This window comes from Streptomyces coeruleofuscus, from assembly GCF_039532725.1.
GTDB lineage: Bacteria > Actinomycetota > Actinomycetes > Streptomycetales > Streptomycetaceae > Streptomyces > Streptomyces coeruleofuscus.
Genome location: NZ_BAAASE010000006.1, coordinates 219111 through 244373 on the forward strand (window position 1 = coordinate 219111; position 25263 = coordinate 244373).

Genomic DNA, 25263 nt, shown 5'->3' on the forward strand with positions numbered 1-25263 from the left:
TACGCTGACAGCGTGAGCATCGTCCTCGACCTCGGAGGGCTTGGCCCCGCGGACCTCGCGGCCGGGCCCTCCGCGCTGTCGGAACTGATGGCGAGTCTGCATGTGCTCGCCGAACCCGAGCACCACCCCGAGGCCGCCGGCTGGGCGGCCCGCGCCGCCGCGGCGGGCCCCGACCTGCGCGACGAGTTGTCCGTGTTCGCCCCGCTGTGGGCCCGCTTCCGCTGCCGCCTGTTCTTCCCCCGTGCGCTGCCGCTCGCGGCGAGCCTGGACGAGGAGCTGGCGGCGGTCGCGGCGCTGCCGGCCGAGGACTTCCTCGAGCTGGTGGCGCCCGGGGTCCTCGGCACCAACGCGCAGTCCGTGCCGCCGGCCCGCGAGTTGCGCGCGGGTACCGCCGCCGCGGAGGACTACGCCCGCCGCTGCCTGCGCCGCTCCTACGCCCGCGGTGAGCTGGCGCGACAGCTGGTGGCGGCTCCCCTGGAGCTGCGGGAACGGCTGCTGGCGGTGCTGCGGGCCGCCGACACCGCGTTCTTCGCCGAGGACTGGCGCACCCTGCGTACGCCCCTGGAGGACCACGCGCGGGAGGTACGTCGCCGGCTGATGATCCGCTCGCCCGCGGATGTGCTCACCGAGCTGCTGCCGACCGCGGCACGGGTCGGGCCGGGGGAACGGGTCCGGCTGGACAAGCTCCAGATCGACGAGGTGAAGGTGGCCCCGCGCCCCCTCGTTCTCGTCCCGTCCGCCCGGGTGTGGCCGCATCTGACGGTCAAGAACGAGTACCCGTCGTGCGTGGTGGTGCAGTACGCGGTGCGCGGCACCACCCCGGCCGAACAGCTGACCCTGCGGGACCTGCACCACCGGCTGATGGCGCTGACCTCGCCCGCCCGGATGGAACTGTGCCGCCATCTGCTGGGCGAGCCCATCACCACCTCGGAGCTCGCCGCCCGACTCGGCTCCAGCGAGCCACAGGTCTCCCGCGCCCTGCGGACCCTGCGCGACGCGGGCCTGGTGCGCTCCACCCGAGACGGCAAACTGGTGCGGCACCGGCTCGCCACGGACGTCGTCCAGCGGCTGGGCCACGATGTGCTGGCAACCGTGGCACGGTGAACCATCGGGACGTCTGAAGTGGCAGGAGCGGCCGGCGATGACTTCTTGCGGGCTGCCGGGTCAGTACGGACATGACTGCAACGAACACACCGCCCGTCGTCCCCCGCCAGGAGTGGCTGGCCACGATCGACACCCTGCGCGCCCGGGAGAAGGCGCACACCCGGGAGGGCGACGCGATCGCCGCCGCCCGGCGCCGTCTTCCCATGACCGAGGTGGATCCCTCGACCCCGCTCGTCGGAGGCGAGGGACCCGTCCCCTTGGCCGACGTCTTCGAGGGCCGCACCCAGCTGTTCGTGTCGTACCACATGTGGCATGACGGCCGCCCCGCCGCCGAGCAGTGTGAGGGCTGCACCTTCTTCACGGGCCAGGTCCGCGAACTGTCCTACCTGCACCAGCGTGACGTCACGTTCGCCGTCTTCTGCCAGGGGCCGTACGAGGAGTCGGACCGCTACCGCCGGTTCATGGGCTGGGAGCTGCCCTGGTACTCCGTACCCGCCGGGTCCCACGAACGGCTCGTCTCCGGCCGCCACTTCGGGATGAAGGCGTGCTACCTCCGCGACGGGGACCGTGTCTACGAGACGTACTGGACCACCGGCCGCGGCGTCGAACCCATGGCGCCGTCGTACGGCATCCTGGACATGACTCTCTACGGTCGGCAGGAGACCTGGGAGGACTGCCCGCCGGGCCGGCCGCAGCCGTACGAGACCCGCGGTCAGCAGTTCCGAAAGGACGGGCGGCCGACCGCGCAATGGGCACGGATCGCCGCCGGGCACGACGACGGCCTCGTCGACGGACAGGCCGGCACGGGCGGTTCGGGCTGCTGCTCCTGAAGCCGGACCCGAAGTCCACGGCCGAGCCGTCGCCCACCAGCTCCTGCCGCCCGGACTGGGCGAGTTCGGCCGACTACGCTCGCGATGACCCTCCGTAGCAGGTGGCGATCGCGGCGGCGCGCTCGCGCAGGGAATCGCGCAACCACTGCGGCGCCAGGGCCTCCGCGTGCGTGGCCAGGTGCCACAGTGCCCATTCGGCGTGTCTCGGGTCTTGGAAGGTCACCTCCAGCCGCAGCCGGCCGTCCGCGTCGGTCTGCTCGGCGCGGACGGCCAGCGCGGTGCCCACCAGGTCGTGCCGCCGCGCAGGGTCCACCCGTACCAGCACGGTGACTTGGTCGCCGCCGGTCCGGAAGCGCGTGCTGCGTTCCTGCCAGGCCCGGTCCAGATCGACCCGGTCCGGTCGCTGTGCCGGTTCGGCGAGTTCCTCGGCGGCCAGGATGCGGGACAGCCGGTAGGTGCGGTCCGCGCCGGACCTGGTGGCCAGCAAGTAGCCCTGGTCGCGCACGGTGACCAGGCCGATCGGGTCCACCGTGCGCCACCTCGGGGTCTGGTCCGCGGCCGCGTAGTGGATGCGCAGCTTGTGTCCGGCGAAGACCGCGCGCCGGACCTCGGTCACTACGGCGTCGGGCACCTCCTCGGCGACCAGCCGGCGCGCGAGGAGATCGGTCTCCGGGTCGATGAGCACGCGCTGCGCCGCGCCGGCCGCGGTGGCGCGGTAGCTCTCGGGGAGCGCGTCGACCACCTTGAGCATGGCCGAAGCGAGCGCCGAGCCGAGGCCGAACGCCTGCGCGCCGCGCCGTGATCCGGCGACCAGCAGGGCGAGTGCCTCGTCGTGGTTCAGTCCGGTGAGCTCGGTCCGGAAGCCGGGCAGCAACTCGAAACCGCCGTGCCGACCGCGTTCGGCGTAGACCGGGACGCCGGCCGCGGACAGTGCCTCGATGTCGCGCAGCACGGTGCGGGTGGACACCTCCAGCTCGCGGGCCAGCGCGGCCGCGGACAGCCGACCGTGCTGCCGGAGCAGCAGCACCAGCGATACCAACCGGTCGGCGCGCATGCGAAAACACTACTGGAATACATGACATGCGATGTCGTGATTCGTTGGGAGGCTTACCAGCGCCACGAAGACCCGTCACACACGAGAGGTGATCCGCGTGACCCACTCCCTTGTCAATCCGGACGGTTTACACGACCCGGTCCCGTTCGGCTACAGCCACACCGCCACCGTCCCTGCGGGTACGGACCTGGTGCTCATCTCGGGTCAGTACGGATCGGGCCCGGACGGCGCGGTTGTCTCCTCCGACTTCTCCGAGCAGGTGAAGCAGACGTTCCGCAACATCGGCGTCGCTCTCGCCGCCCATGGGCTCGACCTCGGCCACGTCGTCCAGCTGAGGACGTATGTGGTGAACCATGACGTCGGCAAACTGGGACCCATCGCCGGCGCCGTGCAGGAGAGTTGGGGCGACAAGCCGCCCACGCAAACCCTCATCGGGGTCGCGAGCCTGGCAACTCCTGACGTGCTGTTCGAGGTCGAGGCCCTCGCCGTCCGTCCCTGACTCGCCACCCCGCCCGCATGCGGAACTGTGGGGCGGAGCAGTTGCAAGGGCCCCTCGGGATGCCGTCGAGACTCCGCGTCAGGACGAGCCGAGGACGCAGAACTCGTGCCCCTCCGGGTCGGCCAGGCACCTCCACGGGACGTCGCCCTGGCCGAGGTCGAGGTCGGTGGCGCCGAGGGCCCGCAGCCGTGCCACCTCCGCGTCCTGATCGTCACCGGGGTACGGCAGCAGGTCGATGTGAACGCGGTCCGGGACGGCCTTCCCGCCGGGCGCGCGGAAGAACTCGAGGTACGGGCCGACGCCCTTGGCGGAGCGCAACACCGCGCGCTCGTCGGTCACTTCGTGCAGGGTCCAGTCCGTCGCCTCGCTTCAGAACCGGGCCATCGCCCGCGGGTCCGTGCAGTCGACCACCACCCGGGCGATCGGCCCGGTGTCCCGGTAGATGTCGCGGGGCTCCAGCACGCAGAACTCGTTGCCCTCCGGGTCGGCGAGGACCGTCCACGGCACGTCGCCCTGGCCCACCCGGGCGGGCGTCGCGCCGAGGGCCTGGAGGCGCGCGGCCAACTCCGCCTGATGGGCCGCGGAAGTGGTGGCGAGATCGAGGTGCACACGGTTCTTCGTCGCCGTCTTGGGTTCCGGGACGGCAACGACGTCGACGCAGACGGCGACCGGGTCCGGCCAGACGAAGCCGCCACCGGGTTCGACGTTGGTCACCCCGGGCCCCTCGCTGGAGACTCCCCAGCCGAGCGCCTCCGCCCAGAACCGGCCCACCGCCGAGTCGTCGAGAGCCTTTATGTTCACCTGAACAGGTCGCAGTGCCATGCCGGCGATCCTATGCACCCGCTCCCCACGAGAAGGGACGCAGTGTGGTGTCGGCACCGGCGTGAGGATGTGATCCGGAAGCAGTGCGAAACATTCGATTACCGGAAGATTCCCCTCCGCACGACAAGGGCAGGAAGGCCCGAATCCCGACAGCTCGGGCCGCCCACAACTGCCCCCTGAACTGCGGAAACCGGCTGCCGACGAACCAACCCCGCCTGCGAATCATTCGAAACTCTCACCGAAAGTATTGACAGTTGACAGGGTCAGGCCAACACTCCGATGGCACAACCTCCCCATCGACCAACCCCACGAGGACGAGGAGGAAGCACCCCCATGAAGAAGTCACCAGGCCGCTTACGGCTGCTCGTCAGGAGTGCCTGCACCATGTTCCTGCTGGCGGCGGCGACCATCGCCCTGCCGGGCACCGCCCACGCCGACACGGTCGTCACCTCTAACCGGACCGGCACCGACAACGGCTACTTCTACTCGTTCTGGACCGACGCCCCGGGCACGGTCTCCATGACCCTGTCCGCAGGCGGCCGTTACAGCACGTCGTGGCGGAACACCGGCAACTTCGTCGCGGGCAAGGGCTGGAGCACCGGAGCCCGCCGCAGCGTGACCTACTCCGGCACGTTCAACCCGTCCGGCAACGCCTACCTGACCCTCTACGGCTGGACGGCGAACCCGCTCGTCGAGTACTACATCGTCGACAACTGGGGCACGTACCGGCCCACGGGTCAGTACAAGGGCACCGTCACCAGCGACGGCGGTACGTACGACATCTACAAGACCACGCGGTACAACGCCCCGTCCGTCGAGGGCGTACGGACCTTCGACCAGTACTGGAGCGTGCGGCAGTCCAAGAGGACGGGCGGCACCATCACGACCGCCAACCACTTCGACGCCTGGGCCCGGGCCGGCATGCGCATGGGCAACTTCAAGTACTACATGATCATGGCGACCGAGGGTTACCAGAGCAGCGGCAACTCCAACATCACCGTGCACACGGGACCGTGACGATGAGGGCCAGGGCACGCGCACTGCTCACGACCCTGGCCGTCCTCGCGACGGCCGCGACCACCACCCTCACCGCCGCCACCCCGTCCCAGGCAGCCGCCTGCAACGGATACGTCGGACTCACCTTCGACGACGGCCCGTCCGGCAACACGACCGGACTGCTCAACACACTCCGCCAGAACGGGCTGCGGGCCACGATGTTCAACCAGGGCCAGCACGCCGCCGCCAACCCCTCCCTGGTCCGGGCCCAGGTGTCCGCCGGCATGTGGATCGGCAACCACAGCTACACCCACCCGCACCTGACCCGCCTGAACCAGGCACAGATCGACTCCGAGATCTCCCGGACCCAGCAGGCCATCGCGAACGCGGGAGGCGGGACACCGAAACTGTTCCGCCCGCCGTACGGCGAGACCAACGCGACGGTCAAGTCGGTCGCGGCCCGCCACGGCCTCACGGAGATCATCTGGCACGTCGACTCACAGGACTGGAACGGCGCGAGCACCGCCGCGATCGTCCAGGCCGCCGGCCGCCTCACCAACGGCCAGGTCATCCTCATGCACGACTGGTCCGCCAACACCCTCGCAGCGATCCCCCGCATCGCCCAGGGGCTGGACGCCCGGGGCCTGTGCGCGGGGATGATCTCCCCACAGACGGGGCGAGCGGTGGCTCCCGGCTGAGCGAACGGCGCGATGGCCTCTTGTGCCATCGCGCCACCAGGCCGGGCTCGGACTGCCCTCCGCGCCCCTCGGGAAGGGGCGCGGGTACGTCGTCGTACTTGAGTACGCGTGCTCATGACGCCCCCGCCGGGCCCGAGTGACCATGGCGGTATGAAGAAACGGGGAATGCTTTCGGCCGGGGCCGCGCTCGTCCTCGGGGTGCCTGTCGCCGCCTGGGGGCTGATGGGGCAGCAGAACTACGACGGGTTGCCGGCGAGTGAGCTGGACTACGCCTTTCAGCCGTGGGACATCAGGGACGGTGTGGCCGCCGGCGTCGGTGGGCTCGCGCTGGTGCTGGCGGGGATCGGTGCCGCGGTGCTCGTACGGGGTGCGCGGCGTGGCGCGATGGACCCACGCTGGTGGGGCGTGCTCGGGCCGCTGGTGGTCCTCGGGCTCATGGCCGGTGTGGGCTGGCGGATCCTGACCGCGGGGGGCGTCGGGGCCAACATCGGTGCCGGTCTGCTGATCATCTTCGGTACGCCGGTCGCCGCCGGACTGGTTCTGTGGGCCCTGGGGCGCGGCGTGTGGCTGGCGACGCGGCGGCACGGGGACGACGGCGGGACCGGGGGCCGGCGCCTGGGCGGCTTCGCCTCCGGCGGGGCGTGACGGGCGGCGCCTCGCGTCCGCGTGGCCGAAACCCCACGGTGGCCCGGTGACGGGTGGGACAACGTCCGTACCGGAGTGCGGAGTTCACCTAGGTTGGTGGACCGGTCCCCCTTCCCCACCCCCCAGGAGGCCCTGCCGTGCTCGACGACAGCCTGCGTGACCGTATCGACACGTCCAAGCCGCACTCGGCCCGCTTCTGGAACTACTTCGTCGGCGGCAAGGACAACTACGAGGTCGACCGCGAGATCGGCGACCAGATCAAGTCGATCTTCCCGGGCCTGGTCGACGTGGCGGTGACGAGCCGGCGGTTCCTGGGACGGGCGGTGCGGTACCTGGCCGTCGAGCAGGGGGTGCGGCAGTTCCTGGACGTCGGCACCGGGCTGCCGACCGCCGACAACACGCACGAGGTCGCCCAGCGCGTGGCACCGGACTCCCGGATCGTGTACGTCGACAACGACCCCATCGTGCTGGCCCACGCCAACGCCCTGCTCACCAGCACGCCCGAGGGCCGAACCGCCTATCTGGACGCCGACCTGTACGACCCGGACGCGGTCCTGGAGGCCGCCGCGGGCACGCTCGACCTGTCCCGGCCGGTCGGGCTGATGATCCTCAACACGCTGGGGCACGTCGCCGACTACGAGCGGGCGCGTGAGCTGGTGCGGCGGCTGATGGCGGGGTTGCCGGCCGGCAGCCACCTGGTGATCAGCGACAGCACCGCGACGAGTGAGGGCATGATCGCCGCCTCGGAGGCCTACAACGCGAGTGGGGCGGTGCCGTATTACGTCCGTGAGGTCGCCGAGATCGCCGGGTTCTTCGACGGGCTGGAGCTGGTGGAGCCAGGAGTCGTACGGGTGCCCGAGTGGCGGCCGGAGCCTGCCGAGGGAGCGGCCGGTGACGACGCCGCCGGTGTGGACGCGTACTGCGGCGTGGGCCGCAAGGCGTAGGGCCCTTCTGCGTGCCGGGCGTCGCGACGCTGTGGAGATCCATCAGAAGGGCCCTAAAGGGCACGTGGTCCGGTGCCGCCGTCGTGGCGGTCGCGTCCCCGTGAAGCCCCCACGCGATAATCAGGACATGGCCGCACCAGCCCCCGCCCCCGATCCGGTCCGGCGGCTCATCGGTGATCTGCTCGCGGTGGGTGAGGCGTACGCACTCGTCCTCGCGGGCGGGTACGCGGTGCTGGCCCACGGGCTGGTGCAGCGGGCCGGACCGGACGTGGACGTCGCCACCGAGCACCCCGCCGGGATGGACGGCATCGCCGACACCGTCCGGACGGGGCTCGTGGCGCGTGGCTGGCTCGTGCGGACGCTGGAGAGCGATCCGCTGTCCGCCCAGTTCGTCGTCACCGACGCGGCGACCGGTGCGGAGTACGAGGTCGGCCTTCACAAGGAGGTGCTGTGGCGCCCGCCCGTGCTGACCGGGCTCGGGCCGGCCCTCTCCCTGGACGACCTCGTCGGCACCCGCGTGCGGGACCTGGCCGACCGTGGCCTCGCCCGCGACCTGGTCGACGTGTACGCCGCCTCGGCCCGCTGGAGCCACCCCGAACTGGAGGAACTCGGTCGCCGCCACGCCTCCGAGCCCTTCGACCTCACCGACCTCCAGGCCCGGCTGACCGGCGTGGACTGGCTCGACGACAGCGCGTTCACCGCCCACGGCCTCGACGTCCCGGGCGTCGCCGGACTCCGCCGCTGGGCCCAGGCGTGGGCCGACGACATCGCGGAACGGCTCATCGAGGGCGGGGCCCCGGAGGAGAGCGCCCCGGACGAGGAGTGACACCCTTCGTAACCTCCCCGCGGACGTTCCCTCAGAAGCTCACCGTCCCGGCACCGGTGCCATCGCCCGCTGCTCCCGCCTCCCCGCCGTCATCAGCGCCAGCGTCACCATGGCCGACAGTGTCGCCATGGCCGTCATCGCACCTGCCGGGGACGTCAGTTGGGCCACCGAACCCGCGAGTGCCGCGGCCACGCCCTGCATCGTGAGCATGCCGGCCGAGTGCAGTCCCAGGGCGTGCCCCGTGAGGGCGTCGGGCGTCAGGGCCACCAGGCGCTCCTGCTGGACGAGGCTCGCGCCGAAGCCGACCGAGGCCAGCGTGACGGCGGCCGCCGCGAGCGGAACGGGCGGGTGCAGGAGGAAGGGCACGTACGGGACGGCCAGGAGCAGCAGGAGCGGGAAGCCCAGGCGGGGGCGCAGCCGCGGTGGGACCAGGCGGCCCACCAGCACGTCCCCGGCCAGCATGCCGAGTGCCGCGAAGGCGAACAGGGTGCCGGCGGAGTCGGGGGCGTAGGAGACGTAGAGGGATTCGCAGCCCACGACCAGGCCGTTGGGGATCCACAGGGCCAGATAGACCCGGCGGCGGGGTGCGGACGACCAGAGCAGGGCGTTGGCGCGCCAGGTCGCCGACACCGAGGGGCGGCCCGTCGCGCGGGGTGGGCGGCCGGTCAGGCCGAGGCGGACGACCGCGGCGGCGAGGGCGTAGAGGGCGGCGGCCACCAGCAGGGAGATCCGTGGGGACAGCAGGGCCACGAGCGCGCCGCCGGTCGCGTATCCGGCGATCTGCATGAGGCCGCTCATCATGTTGAGGACCGAGCGGCCCAGCAGGTAGCCGTCCTTGGAGAGGATCTCGTTCAGCAGGCCCCAGCGCACTCCCCCGCCCACCGACTTCGCCAGCCCCATGGCCAGGACGATCGCGAAGAGGGACCAGATCGGCAGGCCGGGCAGGGCCATGGCCGCCGTGCCCGCCGCGAAGAGCAGGGGCAGGGCCGTCAGGGCCGCGCGCGGGGGCAGCCGGTCGGCCGCCGAGAGCAGGAACATCGCGCCCAGCACCTGCACCAGTGACTCGCCGAACATGCTCACCGCGGACAGCAGCGGCGACTCGGTCGCCCGGTACACCAGGGTGCCCAGCGCCAGCCCGCCCATCGTCTGGGCGACCGTCTGCGCCGACGCGGCCAGGAAGAACGGGGTGAACTCGGGCGTGCGGAACAGTTCGCGGTAGTTGCGCATGCGGGGAGTCTCCGGCGCCCCGGATCGCCTGGTTATTGTTTCGCGCGGATGCGAAACATTGGGGGGTCCACATGGGCTGGTGGCAGATCAACGCCGACACCCTGGCCGGGAGCCGGTTCGTGATCTCCCCGCTGGCCGAGACCTTCGCCTGCCTCCAGCTGCTGCACCGGGGCACCCCCGCACACCCGGGCGAACGGGCCTGGCTCCGCGACCACCTGCCCGGCTACCGTGCCCGGCTGGCCGCCGACCCCGTGACCGCGCTGCTCGTCCGCGCCGGGCTGGGCCGGTCCTGGATCGCCGACTTCCTCACGCCCGCCCCGAGAGACCGGGAGACCTTCGAGGAAGAGGTGGCACGGGTGCGGGCGGCCCGCCCCGACGCAGCCCGCTCCCATCTGCGGATCTCCCTCGCCGGCCCGCTTCCCGCCGCCCTGGACCGGGACGACCTCCCCGAGCGCGCGGCCGGCCTGCTGACGTACGTCTGGACCGAGACCGTACGGCCGGACTGGGACCGGCGCCGGCGAGTGCTGGAGGCGGACGTGGTCGCCCGGACCGCGCAGGTGAGCCGGGGCGGCTGGGCGGCGGTGCTGGACGCGCTGCGACCGGGCCGGACCCGGTGGCTGGGTGACAACCGGCTCCAGGTGAACCTGCACGAGTACCCGCCCCGCGAGATCTCCGGCGCCGAGCTCCTGTTCGTGCCGGTCACCCCGAAGACCGGCTGGGTCTCCTGGGAGGAGCCCGACCGGTACGCGGTGATCTACGCGTGCGCGGGCGTGCTCGCCGACACCGGCGGCCGGACCGTGCCCGCGAGCCTCGGCGCACTGCTCGGGGCCGCACGGGCCGGTGTGCTCGTCCTTCTCGACTCCCCGCTGAGCACCAGCCAGTTGGTCGCCGTGACCGGGCAGGGGCTCGGCTCGGTCGGCCGGCATCTGAGGGTGCTGCTGGACGCCGGGCTGGTCGAGCGGCGGCGGGCGGGCCGGTCGGTGCTGTACTCGCGCACCGCGGCGGGGCAGGTCCTGGTGGAGGCCGGAACGGGTCGGCCCGACACCCGCCGGAGTTAGCATCCGCTCATGACGACTGACAACGGTTCCTCTCCCCTCGACGTCGAGATCGGTGCCCTCCAGGGCGGTTCCGCCGACCTGTCCCAGTACGCGGGCAAGGCGGTGCTCGTGGTGAACGTGGCCTCGAAGTGCGGCCTGACCCCGCAGTACAACGGGCTGGAGAAGCTCCACGAGCGGTACGCCGAGCGCGGCTTCACCGTCCTCGGCGTGCCCTGCAACCAGTTCCTCGGGCAGGAGCCCGGCAGCGCCGAGGAGATCGCGGAGTTCTGCTCGGCGACCTACGGCGTGACCTTCCCCCTGACCGAGAAGGTCGAGGTCAACGGTGAGAACCGGCACCCGCTGTACGACCGCCTGACCGGCTTCGCCGACGCCGAGGGGCACAGCGGGGACATCCGCTGGAACTTCGAGAAGTTCCTCGTCGGCCGGGACGGCCGGGTCGTCGCCCGCTTCTCCCCGCAGACCGAGCCGGAGTCGGACGAGGTCGTGGCGGCGATCGAGGCGCAGCTGGCCTGACACCCCCCGGTTGACCTTGCCCCTGGGGCAGGGCCGAGCCTCCTCGTCATCGGGCGGAAGAGCCGCCCGATGACGGAGGATGCCGTGGTGGACGCACCGGACCGTGACCTGCTCACCATCGGGGCGTTCGCCGCGCGCGCCCGGCTGTCGGCCAAGGCCCTGCGGCTGTACGACCGGCTGGGGCTGCTGTCCCCGGCGTACGTCGACGAGGCCACCGGCTACCGCTACTACCGCGCAGGGCAGGTCGAACGGGCCCGGCTCGTGGCCATGCTGCGGCAGCTCGACATGCCGCTGGCCCGGATCGCCGAGGTGGTCGCGGCGGGCGACGGGCCGACGGCGGCGGAGCTGCTCGGCGCGTACTGGGCGGACGTCGAGGCGCGGGTGGCGGGGCAGCGGACGCTCGCCGAGTACCTCCGTGGACGACTGTCGGGGAGGAGCTCCGAGATGTACCGGAAGTTCGCGGTCGAGACGGTGGACGTGCCCGAGCAGGTGGTGATCACCGAGAGGCGGCACACGCTGGCGGACGAGCTGCCGACGTGGATCGGGGCGGCGCTGGGCCGGCTGGAGGAGGCGGCCCGGGAGTGCGGGGGCGTGGCCGGGGTGCCGTACGTCGCCTACCACGCCGAGGTGTCGATGGAGAGTGACGGCCCGGCGGAGGCATGTGTGCCGGTCGCCGACGAGGCGGCGGCCCGGGCCTGGGTGGAGCGGCAGGGGCGGGCGTGGGAGACGGCGGTACGGGTGGAGCCGGCCCGGCGGCTGGCGTACACCCGGATCACCAAGGCGCAGGTGGCGCACCCGCAGATCCTGGCCGCGTTCGAGGCGGTGGAGGAGTGGACGGCGGCTCAGGGACTGGCCCCGGCCGGTCCGTGCCGGGAGCTGTACTTCGCGGACTGGGAGACGGCGGGAGCCGACGACCCGGTGTGTGATGTGGCGTTCCCGGTGAGCTGATCGCACTCAGGGGCCCGCGGGCACGAGCGGAGCCCTCTCGGCAAGGACGGCGAGGCTGGTCGAGAGGGCTCTGTCGGTGGTGCTTGTGCTGTTGTCGAGCGGTGGCTCAGGCCTTGACCGAGGCCACGAAGGCGTTCCACGCGTCGGCGGGAAACGCCAGCTTGGGGCCCTCGGGGACCTTGGTGTCCCCGAGTTCCAGGGCCTCTTCGACGGTCGACCTGACCATCACGCAGGCGCCGTTGTTGTTGGTGTAGGACGACGTCGTCCACGTTTCCGTGGCGCCCAGACGAATTGCCATGTTCGCTCCGTAGCAGTTGCGTTTACGCCAACCTGTGCTGGTGGTTGGCGTGATCGACGCTACTCGCCAACATCCTCGTTTGGAGCAGCCATTCACTCGACCGGATGGCATATTCCAGGGGAGACTTCCAGTCAGGCGTGTCAGGGGTGTAGCATCCCGCGCTTTGCCGGACGGAAGGTCCCGGGCCACGGAAGGTCCCGCGCCACGGACGGTCAGCGCGCGTAGTCCTTCGCGAGGCGCTCGATGAGCTGCCGCGACTGGTCCACGTTCAGCGACTGGGCGCGCAGGTGCTCGTACATCACCGTGTACTTCTGCACGTCGAGCGGCTTCTCCAGGTACAGGTCGCTGGTCACGCCCTCGATGTACACCACGCTGGAGTCGGCCGCGTCGGCGAACTCCAGGATCGAGTACTGCCCGTTGATGCCGGCGTGCGCGCCCACCTCGAACGGCAGCACCTGCACGGTGATGTGGGGCAGCTGCGACATCTCGATGAGGTGCTCCAGCTGCTCGCGCATCACCTGCCGGCTCCCGACGACCCGGTGCAGGGACGCCTCGTCCAGGACCACCCACAGCCGCAGCGGCTCCGTCTCCGCGGTGATACGGCCCTGCCGGCGCAGCCGGACCTCGACGCGCTTGTCGTTGTCCGCCTCCGAGGCCTCGGGCGAGCCGCCCCGGATGATGGCCTCGGCGTACGCACGCGTCTGCAACAGGCCGGTGATGATCTGGGGTTCGTAGACCCTGAGCGACTCGGCGTCCGTCTCCAGGCCGATGTAGACGCTGTACGGAATGTCCCCGAAGGCGTGCCACCAGCCCTGCTGCCGGGAGTCCTTGGCCATCTGCATCAGCGAGTCGACGATTCTCTGGTCCTCGACCTCGTAGACCCCGCACAGGTCCCGGACGTCGCGCTGGCTGATGCTGCGCCGCCCGTTCTCCAGCCGGCTGATCTTCGACTGGGACACCAGCAGCCGCTCGGCGACCTCTTCGGCCGTCATGCCCTTGAGCTCGCGGAGCCGGCGCAGCTCCTGGCCCAGCCGGCGCCGCCTGACGGTGGGATTGACATTGGACGCCACGGGACGTGCACCTCCGGCTGCGTGCCTCTACTTTGCGTGTCTGCTGTTGAGCAGACTGCCACCAAGGCGCTTCCTACCGCTGGGAAACGGTGGATATGCGACGGGTACACGCCAGTTCGGGCAGGCACGCCGAGCGGGGCGGGGAGAGTGTGTGCTCTCCCCGCCCCGCTCGGACAGCGGCTCCCGTGACCGGGTTCGTGGGCGCGGCGTCGTGCTCGTGCCGCCGCGCGGCTCAGTGGGCCACGGCGCGCGCCATGGTCCCGTGGCGCGGTTGCATCGGAACACCACGGGCGGGTTCCGGTGCGGGCCTGGCTCCGCCGGCGGCCTGGCGGCCGGACGGGGCCGGGCTGCGGCGCGGCTGGGCCGCCACGCCGTTCTGGACGTCCATCACCGCGTGCGCGACGAGACCGCCCATGGGGTCGTGCCTGATCAGGTCCCGCAGCCGGGACCGAGAGGAGCGCCCCTCGTTGCCCGGATACAGGTGCTTGCCGAGGCCGACCGCGTGTGCCAGGGCGGCGAGCGCGGCGGTCCGCGGGTCCGGCGGTACGCCGGTGCGGATCGCCGAGTCCAGCCGGGCCCTGATCTCCCGGCTGATGTCGTTGTCCGTCGCCTGGTAGCGAGTCGTCGGCAGCACTCCGCACATCTGGCCCGCCACGGCATGCACCATGCCGCACCGCTCCAGATGGCTGAGGTAGGTCTGGCGTAGCCCCAATCGTGGCCCGCCGATCCAGTGAACGGCCCGTACGGGAGCGCCGCGCCTTCGCAGCAACTCCAACGCGCAGTCCAGAGTTGGATCTCCAGTCGGCCGTGGTACAACCACGGCGATACGATCCCCGTCTGGGGCTATCCGTCCGGCCAGTGCCAGCTCCACTAGCTGTGCACCGGCCAGACCGAGGTCGAGCGACTGCGGCTGCGCAGTGGTACCCGTGGCCGGGTCCAGTGCCAGCAGCAGAAGCTCTTCCGGAAGTGTTCTGCGGCTCCTGCCCATCCATGCCTCCCCGCGTGGATGAATGACAGGGTGACCCCTCTCACATTGGTCTGTCGAGGGTGCGTGACCGGTTCGTAGTGGAACCAGTAGGTATGTCGTTCTCGTCTACCGGATGGGTCCAGTCCGCACACAGGACACTGGTACATGGTTCGGACAGCGCCGGGGAGCGGTGTCACGGGCGGCGGTTCACGGTTCGGTACGCGCACGCGGGTGGTGCGGCGCGAGGAGGAGGCATCGGTGGCGGGCGAGTCCCCCGACAGGTCGAAGCAGCGCGAGTCGTCGGCAGAACCGACGTCGGGGAGCGCGAGTCCGGTTCCCGAGGCCAGGAGCGAGGCCGCACCCAAGCGCGACCCGCGCCTCGCGGTGGCCCGGGACACGGAGAGGTCCGCGAAGCGGGGCGGCGCCGATACGGCGACCCGTGTGCTGTCCACCCGGACGGCGGAGAAGCCGGGCGAGGCGGCCGACACCGAGCGGGACACGGGCGAGGCCGGTTCGACGGCTGACGCCGAGCGAGAGGCTGACGCCGAGCGGGGCGAGGGCCGGGCGGGCGCCGAAGGCACGGTGGCCGATGCCGAGCAGGGCTCGGACGAGGCGGACTCGGCGGCTGACGCCGAGCAGGACGCCGACGACACCCGTGCCGAGGGCGCGGCGGCCGACGCCGAGCAGGGCGAGGACGACGCCGGCGCGGAAGGCCCTGCGGCCGGCGCCAAGCGAGACCCGCGCGAGACGGACCCGGCCACTGACACCGAGCAGGACGCCGACGACACCGACTCGGCCGCCGGCGCCGAGCAGGACGCGGGAGAGCCCGACTCGGCGGCTGACGCCGAGCAGGGCGAGAGCGACGCCGGTGCCGAGGGCACGGCGGCCGGCGCCAAGCGAGACCCGCGCGAGACGGACCCGGCCACTGACACCGAGCAGGACGCCGACGACACCGACTCGGCCGCTGACGCCGAGCAGGGCGAGAGCGACGCCGGCGCCGAGGGCACGGCGGTCGGCGCGTCCCAGCGGTCTGCGGAGGAGGCCGTGAAGGACTCCGGCGAGTCCACCGGCTCCGGTGAGCGCGGGGACGACACTGCCTCCAGTGACGGGCGGCTGCGGGACGCCGTGGCCGCGTGGGTCGCGTCGGCCGACCAGGACGAGGAGCCTGCGGCAGCCGAGGGCGCCGACAAGGGCTCTGAGGGCGGCCAGGAGGCGGCTGAGAGGGCGGAAGGGGCCACGGAGGCCGACACGGACGGCCAGAAGCCTGAGAAGGCTGCTGAGGCCGACGTGGACGCTCGGGACGACCAAGGTGCCGAAGGCGCGGACGAGGCCGCCACCGACGTCGAGGACCGGCCGAGGACAGAAGGCACGGACAACGCTGCCACCGACGTCCAGGACCGGCCGAAGACCGAAGGCACGGACAACGCTGCCACCGACGTCCAGGACCGGCCGAAGGCCGAGGCCGCCGAGGCCGGTGCCGGTGCCCAGGACGGGCAGGAGGAGGCCGACGAGCCCGAGGCGGACCGTTCCGCCACCGGTGCTTCCGAGGGCGCCTCGGCGGACACGACCGCCTCCGACGACACCGACGACATCCCGGAGAAGCCCGAGACGGCCAAGGCCGACGGCGCGGACAAGGCTCCCGAGTCGGACGACACCGACACCGACGAGGGCGACACGGAACCCCCCGTCGACCAGCCCACCGCCGTCTTCAAAGCCGTACGGCCCCCGGTCGATCAGCCGACCACCATGCTGAAGCTCGGCGGTGCCGCCAAGGAAGCCAAGGACGCCAAGGCCGCGCCCGAGAAGGACGCCGAGCGGACCAGCAAGTTCGTCGCGCTCAAGCCGTTGGACGACCCTGCGGCCCGTAAGCCGGCGTCCACGCCCGCCCCCGCCGAGGCCACCGCCCCCGTGCCCACCGTCGGCCCCGAGCGGACCACCCAGCAGCCCCTGCCGCCGCGGCCGCCGCTGGACCTGCTGGCCGAGCTGACGAACACCCCGCCGCCGCCGGACACCCCGCTGCGGACGGCCGTGCGGCGGGTGAAGATCTGGACGCCGCTGGTGCTGCTGCTGGTGATCGTCTTCGGCGTCGTGCAGAGCGTGCGCCCGCTGCCCGCGCCCACGCTGGAGCTCACCGCCGAGGACAGCTACACCTTCGAGGGCGGCGAGGTCGACATCCCCTGGCCGGCCAAGGGCCAGGCCGCGCTCGACGTGCAGGGCATCGGCACGTTCGGGTCGTCCGGCGAGCAGAAGCCCGTGCCGATCGCGAGCGTCGCCAAGGTCATGACCGCCTATGTGATCCTCCGCGATCACCCGCTCAAGAGCGGTGCGGACGGGCCGAAGATCGAGATCGACCAGGCCGCCGAGGACCAGTCAGACGCCGGCCAGGAATCCACCGTCGACGTCACCAAGGGCGACAAGATCAGCCAGCGGGAGGCTCTGGAGAGCATCCTGATCGCTTCCGCGAACAACGTGGCGCGGCTGCTCGCCCGCTGGGACGCGGGGTCCGAGAAGGCGTTCGTGGGCAAGATGAACGACGCCGCCAAGGACCTCGGCATGAAGAACACGACGTACACAGACCCGTCGGGCCTGAACAACACCACCGTGTCCACGGCCGTGGACCAGGTGAAGCTCGCCAAGGCGGCCATGGAGCAGCCCGCCTTCCGCGAGGTCGCGGCGATGATGTCGTACGTCGACTACAAGGGCACCAAGCACGACAACTGGAACCGCCTGGTCGGCTACAACGACGTCACCGGCATCAAGACCGGCACCACCACCTCGGCGCTCGGCAACCTCGTCTTCTCGGCGAGGAAGGACGTCAACGGCGAGACCCGCCGGATCGTCGGCGCCGTCGTACGCCAGCCCGCCGGCGGCCCGGACAACACCATCCTGGGTGCCGCGCTGCACGAGGGCGACAAGCTGATCAAGGCCGCGCAGGGCGCGCTGGAATCGGCGACGATCCTGAAGAAGGGCTCGGTCGTCGGGTACGCGGACGACGGTCTCGGCGGCCGTACGCCGGTCGCCGTCACCGAGGACGTCACGGCGGTCGGCTGGGCGGGCCTGTCCGTCAAGCTGACGTTCGCCGCGGACGAGCTGCCGCACACGGCGAAGGCCGGCAAGAAGGTGGGCACGCTCACCGTCGGTGACGGCAGCACCAACGCGGTCAAGGTCCCGGTCGCCCTCCAGGAGGACCTCGTGGAGCCGGGCTTCGCGGACAAGCTCACGCGGATCGGCTGAGCCGGCTCGCCCGCCCGCACGACCGCACCCCGCCGGTAACGGCCCGTACGGGCGCCGCCCGGCGGGGTGCGTGCTAGCGTCGCGGCGCGGCTGTGAACCGCTGACCAACGGGGCACGGCCGGGTAGCGAAGACGAGAACAGAAGACGGGACACGGGGAGTGCCTTCGAGTGGCCACTGCGGAGCCGACACGCGCCGACGACGCCGAACCGGGCCCGGTAGCCGGCCCGCGAATACGCCTGCCCGCAGCCGGGGAAGGCAGCGGCCGCAACGGCCGTGACGGCGACTCCCCTGACCTCCCGGAATCCAGGTTGCCGTCCGCCGTACTGACGCTGCGTGAGCGCATGCTGCGCCACCCGGTGCTGTCCATCACGGGCCTGGCCGGAGTGCTCCACGTCGTCTGGTTCTTCACGTTCGCGAACAGCGGCGGCGATCTGGCCGCGCAGGACGCCTGGGCCGAGTTCGTCGGCCGGCACCCGGACTCGGCGTACAACCTCGCCTGGTACGGCGGGATGCACCCCGTGTCGTACAGCGTGGTGTCGCCGTATCTGATGTCGGTGCTCGGCGTGCGGACGACGATGATGATCGCGGGGACGGTCTCGGCGGGACTGCTGACCCTGCTCCTCCTGCGCAGCCGGTCCGTGCGCAACCCCCTGTGGGCGTCGCTGGCCGGCGTGTTCGGGCTGTTCTGCAACGCGGTGTCCGGGCGCGTGACGTTCGGGCTGGGCATGATGTTCGCGCTCGGCGCGGTCGCCGTCGTGTTCTGCTGGCCGTACCGGTGGCGCTACAAGCGCTGGGCGAAGGCCCTGTCCGCGGCGCCGCTGGCCGCGCTGGCCACCATGGCCTCGCCGGTCGCGGGTCTGTTCGTGGGCCTGGTCGCGGCGGCGCTGTTCCTCCAGAAACGGCGGCCGGGCGCGTGGGCGCTGGGGCTGGCGCCGAGTGCGGTGGTGGCGGTGTCGGCGTGGCTGTTCCCGTTCTCGGGGACACAGCCGATGATAATCGGCTCGGTGCTGCTGCCGCTCGCGTTCTCGGTCCTCGTCTTCGTCCTGGTGCCGGAGGACTGGAAGACGGTCCGGCTGACGGCCGCGGTGTACGGGCTGGGCGTCGTGCTGGTGTGGCTGGTCAGCTCCCAGATCGGTTCGAACATCACGCGGCTGGCGATGCTGTTCGCCGGGGTGGCGCTGGTCGCCGCGCTGCCGTTCACGGTGCCGCAGAGCCGCAAGTGGTACGCGGCCGTCGTCGCGCTCGTCGGTTTCGCCGTGTGGATCGGCTTCAAGACGGTCGACGACATCGTGCACACGGCCCCGGCGGCGTCCTGGTCGCGCGAGCTGGCGCCGCTGGTGAACGAGTTGCAGGAGGTCCGCGCCGAGAAGGGCCGCGTGGAGGTCGTCCCCGCCCGCTCCCACCGGGAGGCCTCCGCCCTCGCCCCGTACGTCAACCTGGCCCGCGGCTGGAACCGGCAGGCCGACATGGAGCGCAACCCCCTCTTCTACGACGACACGCTCAACTCGGCGAACTACCACGAGTGGCTGAAGCGCTGGGCGGTGCACTACGTGGTGCTGCCGAAGGACGAGCCGGACGGCGACGGAGGGCAGCGGGAGCGGGCGCTGGTGCAGCGCGGGCTGCCCTATCTGACCCAGGTCTGGGGCGACGCCAACTGGCAGCTGTTCAAGGTGACCGACCCCACCCCGCTGGCCGAGCCGAACGCGGTGGTCGACCGGGCCGAGCAGGGCGAGATGATCCTCCAGGTGAAGAAGGCGGGCCGCATCCTGGTCCGCATCCCGTACTCGCCGTGGCTGAGCATCGTCGACGCCGAGGGCAAGAGCCTGAAGCCGCCGCAGGAGACGGAGGCGTCCAAGGACCGTCCCGAGGGCGAGCCGAAGACGTACGTCAACGTCAACGGCTGCCTGGCGGAGACGGAGGAGGACGAGGACGGCGACAGGTGGACGGTACTGGTCGCGCCGAAGCCGGGCACCTACCACCTGGCGGCGCCCTACCAACTGCCCCGGGGCACGCCGTGCCCGGAGGAGCTGCGCTGACCCCGACCCCCCTAGCGGAGCCGGTCGACGTACTGGTCCGTTCCCGGCACCGTCGGGACGAAGGGCGCGACCAGTTCCACCCGCCCGAGCCCGGATTCGCCGACCGCCGTGTCCAGGCCGGTGAAGAAGGCCTCCCAGCACTCGCGCGGGTCCGCCTGGAGGAACCACAGCAGGGTCAGCCGGGTGTCGACGCCCTCGACCTGCTTGACGTAGGTCATGCGGTCGCCGGGCAGCGGGGTCGGGCGGAAGACGGTCACCATCGCCGCCGGGGAGCCCGCGAGCCGCTTGGGCAGGTGGCGGGAGCGCAGCCACTCCAGTAGCTGCGGGCGCTGCTCGGGGGTGCCGGCCTCGACGACCTGGAGGACCAGGCCCGCGTAGGGGTGGTCGAGGGCGTGGACGTCGCGTGGTCCTGCCGCCCCGTCCCGGTAGACCGTCGCCTCGTGGTCCTGGAAGGCCGTGAGGACGTGGGTGCGGTCGTGGTAGACGCGGCCGTCGCGGTTGAGGCGCTTGTTGATGGCGACCGTCCAGCGCATGTGGTCGTCGTAGCGGCCGGCGGTGATCCAGTACGTGGAGAGGTAGCAGCCCGTGGTGACGGGCTGGGCGACCGCCGACTTCTCGGGGTAGCGCAGGAGTTGCAGGTCCCGGGTCGCCACCCAGCGGCGGCCGGCGTACATCCAGGGCATGGCCATCGCGCCGGCGTAGTAGTGGTCGTCCTCGTACCAGCGGTTGTAGGCGTACTCGTGGCCCGGGCGCGGTTCGACCATGGTGATCAGGGCGTGGCCGGGGCGGGTGCCGTAGGGGCCGACGGCGGCCAGTTCGGCGTACAGCTCGCTGCGGGTGTCGTCGCTCATGCCTTCCCCTTCGTAGGCGGCTGGCCCATACTCTGACGCTCCGTCAGATAAAGCGCCAGGGTCCGGACCAGGGAGGCTGCGATGCCACTGCTCGCGGGGAAGACGGTCGTCGTGTCGGGGGTCGGGGCCGGGCTGGGGCGGCAGGTGGCGGCGGCCGTCGTACGGGACGGGGGGTGTGCCGTGCTCGGGGCCCGAACCGAGGGGAACCTGGCGAAGACGGCCGCCGAGCTCGATCCGGACGGGTCGCGCACGGCGTACCGGGCGACCGACATCGCCGACGAGGGGCAGTGCGAGGCACTGGCGGGGCTGGCGCGGGAGAGGTTCGGGCGGATCGACGCGGTCGTGCATGTGGCGGCGCTGGACGGCCACTTCGGCGGCCTGGAGGACGCGGACTTCGAGGCCTGGCGCGCGGTGCTGGACGTGAACCTGCTGGGCACGCTGCGGATGACCCGGGCGTGCCTGCCGGCCCTGAAGGAGGGCGGCGGCTCGGTGGTGTTCGTCGGGACGCAGTCGGCGGTGGCGGCTCCCTCGCAGGTGCGGCAGGCGGCGTACGCGGCGTCGAAGGGGGCGCTGACGAGCGCGATGTACTCGCTGGCGCGGGAGCTCGGGCCGTACCGGATCCGGGTCAACACCGTCCTGCCGGGCTGGATGTGGGGCCCGCCGGTACAGGCGTACGTACGGTTCACCGCCGGCCGGGAGGGCGTGTCGGAGGCGGAGGTGCTGGGCAGGCTGACGGGTCGTACGGCACTGCCGGAGCTGGCGACGGATGCGGACGTGGCGGACGCGACGGTGTTCCTGGCGTCGGACCGGGCGCGGGCGATCACGGGCCAGTCGCTGCTGGTGAACGCGGGTGAGCTGATGCGGTGAGGGTGATTTCCAGCCAGCCGCACGAGTCACGCATGGTTCACGTACATAAACACAAGTCATCTCACCGAACTTTTTTACGGTCTCTTGACCTTCCTCTTCCTTGCCGTGCGCACGTCACCGAACCCAGAGTTCACATGCCTGACCCTGGCGGCGCACCCGTGGAAGGGGACTCATGAACGGTCTCGACTGGGCCGTGCTCATCGGCTACTTCGCCGTGATGGTCGCGATCGGCGTCTGGTCGCACAAACGCGTGGACAACGTCAGCGACTTCTTCACCGCCGGCGGCAAGATGCCGTGGTGGCTCTCCGGCATCTCGCACCACATGTCGGGCTACAGCGCGGTGATGTTCACCGGGTACGCGGGCATCGCCTACACCTACGGCGTCACGTCCTTCGTCACCTGGTCCTTCCCGATCGCCCTCGGCATCGCCATCGGCTCGAAGCTGTTCGCGCCGCGCATCAACCGGCTCCGCTCGCGGCTCCATGTGGCCTCCCCGCTGGAGTACCTGAAGAACCGTTACGACCTGAAGACCCAGCAGGCGCTGGCCTGGTCCGGCATGCTGCTGAAGATCGTGGACGTGGGCGCGAAGTGGGCGGCGATCGCGACGCTGCTGTCCGTCTTCACGGGGATCTCCCTCAACCAGGGCATCCTCATCACCGGCGGCATCACGGCGGTCTACTGCACGATCGGCGGCCTGTGGGCGGACGCGCTGACCGAACTCGGCCAGTTCATCATCCAGTTGCTGGCCGGCATCGCGATGTTCGTGGCGGTGTTCGTACGCCTCGACGACCACGGCGGCTTCTTCGGCGTCTGGGACTCGCCCGAGCTCCAGGGCCACGAGAAACCGCTGGTCGGCCCGTACGGCACGGTCTTCCTGCTGGCGTTCCTGTTCATCAAGCTCTTCGAGTACAACGGCGGCATGCTCAACCAGGCCCAGCGCTACATGGCCACGCCCAACGCCAAGGAGGCCGAGCGGTCCGCCCGGCTGTCGGCGATCCTCTGGCTGGTCTGGCCGCTGGTGCTGTTCTTCCCCATGTGGATGTCCCCGCTGCTGGTCGAGTCGCAGAAGGGCGACGGCTCCGACTCCTACGCCCTGATGACCGAACAGCTCCTCCCCCACGGCCTGCTGGGTCTGGTCATCGTCGGCTTCTTCTCGCACACCATGGCCATGTGCTCCTCGGACGCCAACGCCATCGCGGCCGTGTTCACCCGGGACTGCGCGCCGGTGATCTGGGCACGGGCACGGGCCTGGAACCAGAGCCAGGGCCTGCGGGTCGCCCGTGTCGCGACGGTGGTCTTCCTCGGTCTGTCGATGGCGGCGGCGACGCAGGTCAACTCCCCCGCGTTCAAGGACATCATCACGGTCGTCATCAAGTGGGTGGCCGGTCTGATGGGCCCGATGGCGATCCCGATGATGCTGGGCCTGCTGCGGGCGTTCCGCCGCTCCGGCCCGACGGCGGCCCTCGTCAGCTGGTCGATGGGCCTGCTCGCCTTCTGGCTGGTGAACTACCCGATCCACTGGAACGTCGAGGGCGGCGTGCCGCTCCAGTACCAGGTGTCGATCCCGCTGGCGGTGTCGCTGGTCCTCTACATCCTCGTCGGCTACATCAAGCCGGAGGACACCCCGGAGCGGCTGGCGCTCATCGAGAAGATCAACACGGACGGGGACGGGGCGGCGTCGGCCGCGGTTCCGGTACCGGCCGGGCCGGCGGACGACGTGGTGCGGACGACGGTCAAGGACTGAGGCACGACGGTCAAGGACTGAGGCGCAGCGACCGCGGGGTGGGCTCAGGCCCTCGGATAGCGGGCGAGCCACCCCGGCGACGACCCACCGGGCCCGTGCAGGGCGGGCCCCTGGGTCATCTCCATGGCGAAGTCGTCGGCCAGTTCCAGGATCGTGGGGCGGCCCTCCAGCTCGGCCAGCCAGGCCGGGGGGAGGGCCGTCTCGCCGTGCAGGGCGCCGAGCAGCCCGCCCGTCAGCGCGGCGGTGGCGGCGGAGGGGCCGTCGTGGTTGACGGCGAGAGTCAGTCCGTGCCGGACGTCGGCGGCGACGAGAGCGCAGTACACGGCGGCGGCGACGAGGCTCTCCGCCGTACCGGCCCCGCACAGCTCCGCCACGCGCTCCGGCCCGGGCAGCCCCTGCCGTACGGCACCGAGGGCGTGCTGGAGCGCGTCCGACACGGGCTGGTGCCCGGGCCGGGCGGCCAGCAGCGCGAAGCCCCGCTGCACGGCACCGTCGATGCTCTCCCCGAGGGCGAGGGCGTGCACGATCACCGCGTACGCGCCCGCCGCGAGATACGCCGTGGGATGACCGTGGGTCTGCGCCGCGCACTCCACCGCGAGCTGGGCGACGAGCTGCGGCTCCCACCCCACGAGCAGCCCGAACGGGGCGGACCGGGCGGCGGCCTCGGGCCCGAGCTCGCCGGGGTTCTTGGGCGTCTCGGGAGTCCCCATGGTCTCGTCACCGAGTCCGAGGAGCAGCGCACTGCTCGGGTCCCTGCGCGCGTACAGCCACTCCTCGCGCGCGAGCCACCCGTCGTCCTTGCGCCGCAGGTCGGGCCCCCAGTCCCGCTGGGTGGCGGCCCAGCGCAGATAGGCCCGGTGCAGATCGGTGGGCGGATGCCAGGCGCCGGTGTCCCGCCGCACCTGGGCCCTTATCAGCCCGTCCACGGAGAACAGGGTGAGCTGGGTGAGATGGGTGACGGCACCGCGTCTGCCGAAGGCGGGAGCCAGATCGACCAGCCCCTCCGCCCCGTGCGCCTCCCTGATCCCGTCGATCCCCAGCCCGTCCACGGGCGCACCCAGCGCGTCCCCGACGGCCAAGCCGAGCAGCGTCCCCCGCACCCGGCTGCGAAAGTCCTGCTGTTCCGTACGCCCCCAGACGGCACCGGCAGTCGCACCCACCTTGACCTCCCAGGGACCGTCCATACGTACGACAGCTCAGCACTGTAATCGAACGGGGACGGCGGGTTCAGCGGGGCGGAACGGTGTGGGCCTGCCCGGCGGATCAGCCGGACAGGCCCGGGGTCCCGGGGAGGGCTCAGCGCTTGAGCGTGAAGGTGAAGTCGCCGGAGAGCCTGCCGCTCAGCCGTACCGCCGACACGAGCTTCCCCTCGTCGATCAGTCTCCCGACCTCGGCCGCGAAAGACCGAAGCCTTCGGCGATCAGTCGCACCGGCCGGACAGGGATCCGCGCCGCGAAGCGGACCGAGACGTCGATCACCTCGCGGTCCAGGTGATCCGATCCGCCGGTGTCGAGGCGCCAGGCGTCGTCCCAGTCGAGGGCGATGCGATTACGGCGCCGCACGACCGGATCCTGGAGCAGCTCGGCCGCCAGGCCGGGGTCGTTGTCGTGCATCCGGTCCAGCAGCCCAGGTCGTACGGAGCGCACGTTCATCCGCTCCAGGACCGTGAGCTTCGCCGTGTCCCCGCAAGCGGCGCAGAGCACGAGGAGCCAGGCGTCGAGGAGCTTGTGGTTCGCGTTGACGCGGAACTTGCCGTTCGCCCGGAAGCGCCCGGACGCGCACGCGTGGCAACGGCGGAGGACGGTCGGCAGGCAGGTGGGCATGACAACCCAGTCAATGAGCACAGAAGTACACCGGTTCCAGTGAGAAATCCGCAGCGAAAAGGAGCGCGGCGCACCTGCGCGACGCGCGACACATCAGCTCTCGGGAGGTCTCACAGGGTGTACAACGGCACGTCCTTGCCTGGGCGACTTGATTCGGCAGCACGGTAAGGCGGCACAGCGGCGCCGCTCCACCAGTTTTCGGGCGGCA

Annotated in this window: 22 protein-coding genes and 2 pseudogenes; 15 read left to right on the forward strand and 9 right to left on the reverse strand. The window is 71.5% G+C overall.

Going from position 1 to position 25263, the window contains the following annotated elements; genetic code table 11:
* Nucleotides 1-12: 12 nt before the first annotated feature.
* Nucleotides 13-1104: an ArsR/SmtB family transcription factor gene (locus ABFX81_RS24450; RefSeq protein WP_346138661.1), complete on the forward strand. Its 1092-nt coding sequence runs from the start codon at nt 13-15 to the stop codon at nt 1102-1104.
* 71 nt (nt 1105-1175) lie between these two features.
* Nucleotides 1176-1934, forward strand: coding sequence for a DUF899 family protein (locus tag ABFX81_RS24455; protein WP_086853413.1), 759 nt, complete (start codon nt 1176-1178; stop codon nt 1932-1934).
* Between the two features lie 73 nt (nt 1935-2007).
* Here the strand turns inward: ABFX81_RS24455 and ABFX81_RS24460 are convergent, their stop codons facing one another.
* Nucleotides 2008-2988: an HTH domain-containing protein gene (locus tag ABFX81_RS24460; protein WP_086853412.1), complete on the reverse strand. Its 981-nt coding sequence runs from the start codon at nt 2986-2988 to the stop codon at nt 2008-2010.
* A 97-nt stretch (nt 2989-3085) separates the two neighbouring features.
* Between ABFX81_RS24460 and ABFX81_RS24465 the strand changes: the two genes are divergently transcribed.
* On the forward strand, nt 3086-3487 hold the full coding sequence (locus tag ABFX81_RS24465) for a Rid family hydrolase (RefSeq protein WP_086853419.1): 402 nt from the start codon (nt 3086-3088) through the stop codon (nt 3485-3487).
* Between the two features lie 78 nt (nt 3488-3565).
* Here ABFX81_RS24465 and ABFX81_RS24470 read toward each other — a convergent pair.
* A pseudogene (locus ABFX81_RS24470) lies at nt 3566-4309 on the reverse strand (VOC family protein).
* Nucleotides 4310-4642: 333 nt separating this feature from the next.
* Between ABFX81_RS24470 and ABFX81_RS24475 the strand changes: the two are divergent.
* From ABFX81_RS24475 to ABFX81_RS24495, 5 genes are all read left to right on the forward strand, one after another.
* Nucleotides 4643-5326 (forward strand): glycoside hydrolase family 11 protein, encoded by a 684-nt coding sequence (locus tag ABFX81_RS24475; RefSeq protein ID WP_346138663.1) that lies wholly within the window; start codon nt 4643-4645, stop codon nt 5324-5326.
* 2 nt (nt 5327-5328) lie between these two features.
* Nucleotides 5329-6003, forward strand: a complete 675-nt coding sequence (locus ABFX81_RS24480) for a polysaccharide deacetylase family protein (protein ID WP_086853411.1) — start codon at nt 5329-5331, stop codon at nt 6001-6003.
* A 150-nt stretch (nt 6004-6153) separates the two neighbouring features.
* On the forward strand, nt 6154-6648 hold the full coding sequence (locus ABFX81_RS24485; RefSeq protein ID WP_346138664.1) for a hypothetical protein: 495 nt from the start codon (nt 6154-6156) through the stop codon (nt 6646-6648).
* Between the two features lie 137 nt (nt 6649-6785).
* Nucleotides 6786-7592, forward strand: a complete 807-nt coding sequence (locus tag ABFX81_RS24490) for an SAM-dependent methyltransferase (RefSeq protein ID WP_086853410.1) — start codon at nt 6786-6788, stop codon at nt 7590-7592.
* Nucleotides 7593-7719: 127 nt separating this feature from the next.
* Nucleotides 7720-8418 carry a hypothetical protein gene (locus tag ABFX81_RS24495; RefSeq protein WP_086853409.1) on the forward strand — a complete coding sequence of 233 codons (699 nt, stop codon included), beginning with the start codon at nt 7720-7722 and terminating at the stop codon, nt 8416-8418.
* 39 nt (nt 8419-8457) lie between these two features.
* On the opposite strand, the gene ABFX81_RS24500 is transcribed toward ABFX81_RS24495, so the two are convergent.
* Nucleotides 8458-9645 (reverse strand): MFS transporter, encoded by a 1188-nt coding sequence (locus ABFX81_RS24500; RefSeq protein ID WP_086853408.1) that lies wholly within the window; start codon nt 9643-9645, stop codon nt 8458-8460.
* A 71-nt stretch (nt 9646-9716) separates the two neighbouring features.
* Between ABFX81_RS24500 and ABFX81_RS24505 the strand changes: the two genes are divergently transcribed.
* The 3 genes from ABFX81_RS24505 to ABFX81_RS24515 all read left to right on the forward strand — a co-directional run bounded on the left by ABFX81_RS24505 (nt 9717) and on the right by ABFX81_RS24515 (nt 12164).
* Nucleotides 9717-10703, forward strand: coding sequence for an ArsR family transcriptional regulator (locus ABFX81_RS24505; RefSeq protein ID WP_086853407.1), 987 nt, complete (start codon nt 9717-9719; stop codon nt 10701-10703).
* A 9-nt stretch (nt 10704-10712) separates the two neighbouring features.
* Complete coding sequence (locus ABFX81_RS24510; RefSeq protein WP_086853406.1) at nt 10713-11216, forward strand: glutathione peroxidase; 504 nt, start codon at nt 10713-10715, stop codon at nt 11214-11216.
* A gap of 69 nt (nt 11217-11285) precedes the next feature.
* On the forward strand, nt 11286-12164 hold the full coding sequence (locus ABFX81_RS24515) for a MerR family transcriptional regulator (RefSeq protein ID WP_346138665.1): 879 nt from the start codon (nt 11286-11288) through the stop codon (nt 12162-12164).
* 106 nt (nt 12165-12270) lie between these two features.
* On the opposite strand, the gene ABFX81_RS24520 is transcribed toward ABFX81_RS24515, so the two are convergent.
* The 3 genes from ABFX81_RS24520 to ABFX81_RS24530 all read right to left on the reverse strand — a co-directional run bounded on the left by ABFX81_RS24520 (nt 12271) and on the right by ABFX81_RS24530 (nt 14520).
* Nucleotides 12271-12462 (reverse strand): DUF397 domain-containing protein, encoded by a 192-nt coding sequence (locus ABFX81_RS24520; protein ID WP_114253634.1) that lies wholly within the window; start codon nt 12460-12462, stop codon nt 12271-12273.
* A 212-nt stretch (nt 12463-12674) separates the two neighbouring features.
* The gene (locus ABFX81_RS24525) at nt 12675-13532 is read right to left on the reverse strand and encodes a helix-turn-helix domain-containing protein (protein ID WP_150481462.1); all 858 of its coding nucleotides are present in this window, start codon (nt 13530-13532) and stop codon (nt 12675-12677) included.
* A 232-nt stretch (nt 13533-13764) separates the two neighbouring features.
* Nucleotides 13765-14520: a GOLPH3/VPS74 family protein gene (locus ABFX81_RS24530; protein ID WP_059424097.1), complete on the reverse strand. Its 756-nt coding sequence runs from the start codon at nt 14518-14520 to the stop codon at nt 13765-13767.
* A gap of 144 nt (nt 14521-14664) precedes the next feature.
* Between ABFX81_RS24530 and ABFX81_RS24535 the strand changes: the two genes are divergently transcribed.
* Together ABFX81_RS24535 and ABFX81_RS24540 are read left to right on the forward strand one after the other, a co-directional pair.
* Nucleotides 14665-17733, forward strand: coding sequence for a D-alanyl-D-alanine carboxypeptidase (locus ABFX81_RS24535; RefSeq protein ID WP_428837210.1), 3069 nt, complete (start codon nt 14665-14667; stop codon nt 17731-17733).
* Between the two features lie 168 nt (nt 17734-17901).
* Nucleotides 17902-19770 carry an MFS transporter gene (locus ABFX81_RS24540; RefSeq protein WP_086849446.1) on the forward strand — a complete coding sequence of 623 codons (1869 nt, stop codon included), beginning with the start codon at nt 17902-17904 and terminating at the stop codon, nt 19768-19770.
* An 11-nt stretch (nt 19771-19781) separates the two neighbouring features.
* Here the strand turns inward: ABFX81_RS24540 and ABFX81_RS24545 are convergent, their stop codons facing one another.
* The gene (locus tag ABFX81_RS24545; RefSeq protein ID WP_086849444.1) at nt 19782-20621 is read right to left on the reverse strand and encodes a hypothetical protein; all 840 of its coding nucleotides are present in this window, start codon (nt 20619-20621) and stop codon (nt 19782-19784) included.
* 81 nt (nt 20622-20702) lie between these two features.
* Here ABFX81_RS24545 and ABFX81_RS24550 point away from each other — a divergent pair, with 81 nt between their 5' ends.
* Together ABFX81_RS24550 and ABFX81_RS24555 are read left to right on the forward strand one after the other, a co-directional pair.
* Entirely contained in the window at nt 20703-21488 is a 786-nt protein-coding gene (locus tag ABFX81_RS24550) for an SDR family oxidoreductase (RefSeq protein WP_346138667.1), read from the forward strand.
* Between the two features lie 172 nt (nt 21489-21660).
* Nucleotides 21661-23232, forward strand: coding sequence for a sodium:solute symporter family transporter (locus ABFX81_RS24555; protein ID WP_086850250.1), 1572 nt, complete (start codon nt 21661-21663; stop codon nt 23230-23232).
* 44 nt (nt 23233-23276) lie between these two features.
* Here the strand turns inward: ABFX81_RS24555 and ABFX81_RS24560 are convergent, their stop codons facing one another.
* Both ABFX81_RS24560 and ABFX81_RS24565 read right to left on the reverse strand, forming a co-directional pair.
* Entirely contained in the window at nt 23277-24392 is a 1116-nt protein-coding gene (locus tag ABFX81_RS24560; protein ID WP_086850254.1) for an ADP-ribosylglycohydrolase family protein, read from the reverse strand.
* A 136-nt stretch (nt 24393-24528) separates the two neighbouring features.
* Nucleotides 24529-25076 (reverse strand): annotated as a pseudogene (locus tag ABFX81_RS24565) (DUF1062 domain-containing protein).
* Nucleotides 25077-25263: the final 187 nt, after the last annotated feature.

What these genes read in the sequence shown, in the direction of transcription:
- ABFX81_RS24455 (WP_086853413.1), top strand. Translation starts at nt 1,176, where the DNA reads ATGACTGCAACGAACACACCGCCCGTCGTCCCCCGCCAGGAGTGGCTG.
- ABFX81_RS24460 (WP_086853412.1), bottom strand. Translation starts at nt 2,988, where the DNA reads ATGCGCGCCGACCGGTTGGTATCGCTGGTGCTGCTGCTCCGGCAGCAC.
- ABFX81_RS24475 (WP_346138663.1), top strand. Translation starts at nt 4,643, where the DNA reads ATGAAGAAGTCACCAGGCCGCTTACGGCTGCTCGTCAGGAGTGCCTGC.
- ABFX81_RS24480 (WP_086853411.1), top strand. Translation starts at nt 5,329, where the DNA reads ATGAGGGCCAGGGCACGCGCACTGCTCACGACCCTGGCCGTCCTCGCG.
- ABFX81_RS24485 (WP_346138664.1), top strand. Translation starts at nt 6,154, where the DNA reads ATGAAGAAACGGGGAATGCTTTCGGCCGGGGCCGCGCTCGTCCTCGGG.
- ABFX81_RS24495 (WP_086853409.1), top strand. Translation starts at nt 7,720, where the DNA reads ATGGCCGCACCAGCCCCCGCCCCCGATCCGGTCCGGCGGCTCATCGGT.
- ABFX81_RS24500 (WP_086853408.1), bottom strand. Translation starts at nt 9,645, where the DNA reads ATGCGCAACTACCGCGAACTGTTCCGCACGCCCGAGTTCACCCCGTTC.
- ABFX81_RS24505 (WP_086853407.1), top strand. Translation starts at nt 9,717, where the DNA reads ATGGGCTGGTGGCAGATCAACGCCGACACCCTGGCCGGGAGCCGGTTC.
- ABFX81_RS24510 (WP_086853406.1), top strand. Translation starts at nt 10,713, where the DNA reads ATGACGACTGACAACGGTTCCTCTCCCCTCGACGTCGAGATCGGTGCC.
- ABFX81_RS24515 (WP_346138665.1), top strand. Translation starts at nt 11,286, where the DNA reads ATGACGGAGGATGCCGTGGTGGACGCACCGGACCGTGACCTGCTCACC.
- ABFX81_RS24520 (WP_114253634.1), bottom strand. Translation starts at nt 12,462, where the DNA reads ATGGCAATTCGTCTGGGCGCCACGGAAACGTGGACGACGTCGTCCTAC.
- ABFX81_RS24530 (WP_059424097.1), bottom strand. Translation starts at nt 14,520, where the DNA reads ATGGGCAGGAGCCGCAGAACACTTCCGGAAGAGCTTCTGCTGCTGGCA.
- ABFX81_RS24535 (WP_428837210.1), top strand. Translation starts at nt 14,665, where the DNA reads ATGGTTCGGACAGCGCCGGGGAGCGGTGTCACGGGCGGCGGTTCACGG.
- ABFX81_RS24545 (WP_086849444.1), bottom strand. Translation starts at nt 20,621, where the DNA reads ATGAGCGACGACACCCGCAGCGAGCTGTACGCCGAACTGGCCGCCGTC.
- ABFX81_RS24550 (WP_346138667.1), top strand. Translation starts at nt 20,703, where the DNA reads ATGCCACTGCTCGCGGGGAAGACGGTCGTCGTGTCGGGGGTCGGGGCC.
- ABFX81_RS24555 (WP_086850250.1), top strand. Translation starts at nt 21,661, where the DNA reads ATGAACGGTCTCGACTGGGCCGTGCTCATCGGCTACTTCGCCGTGATG.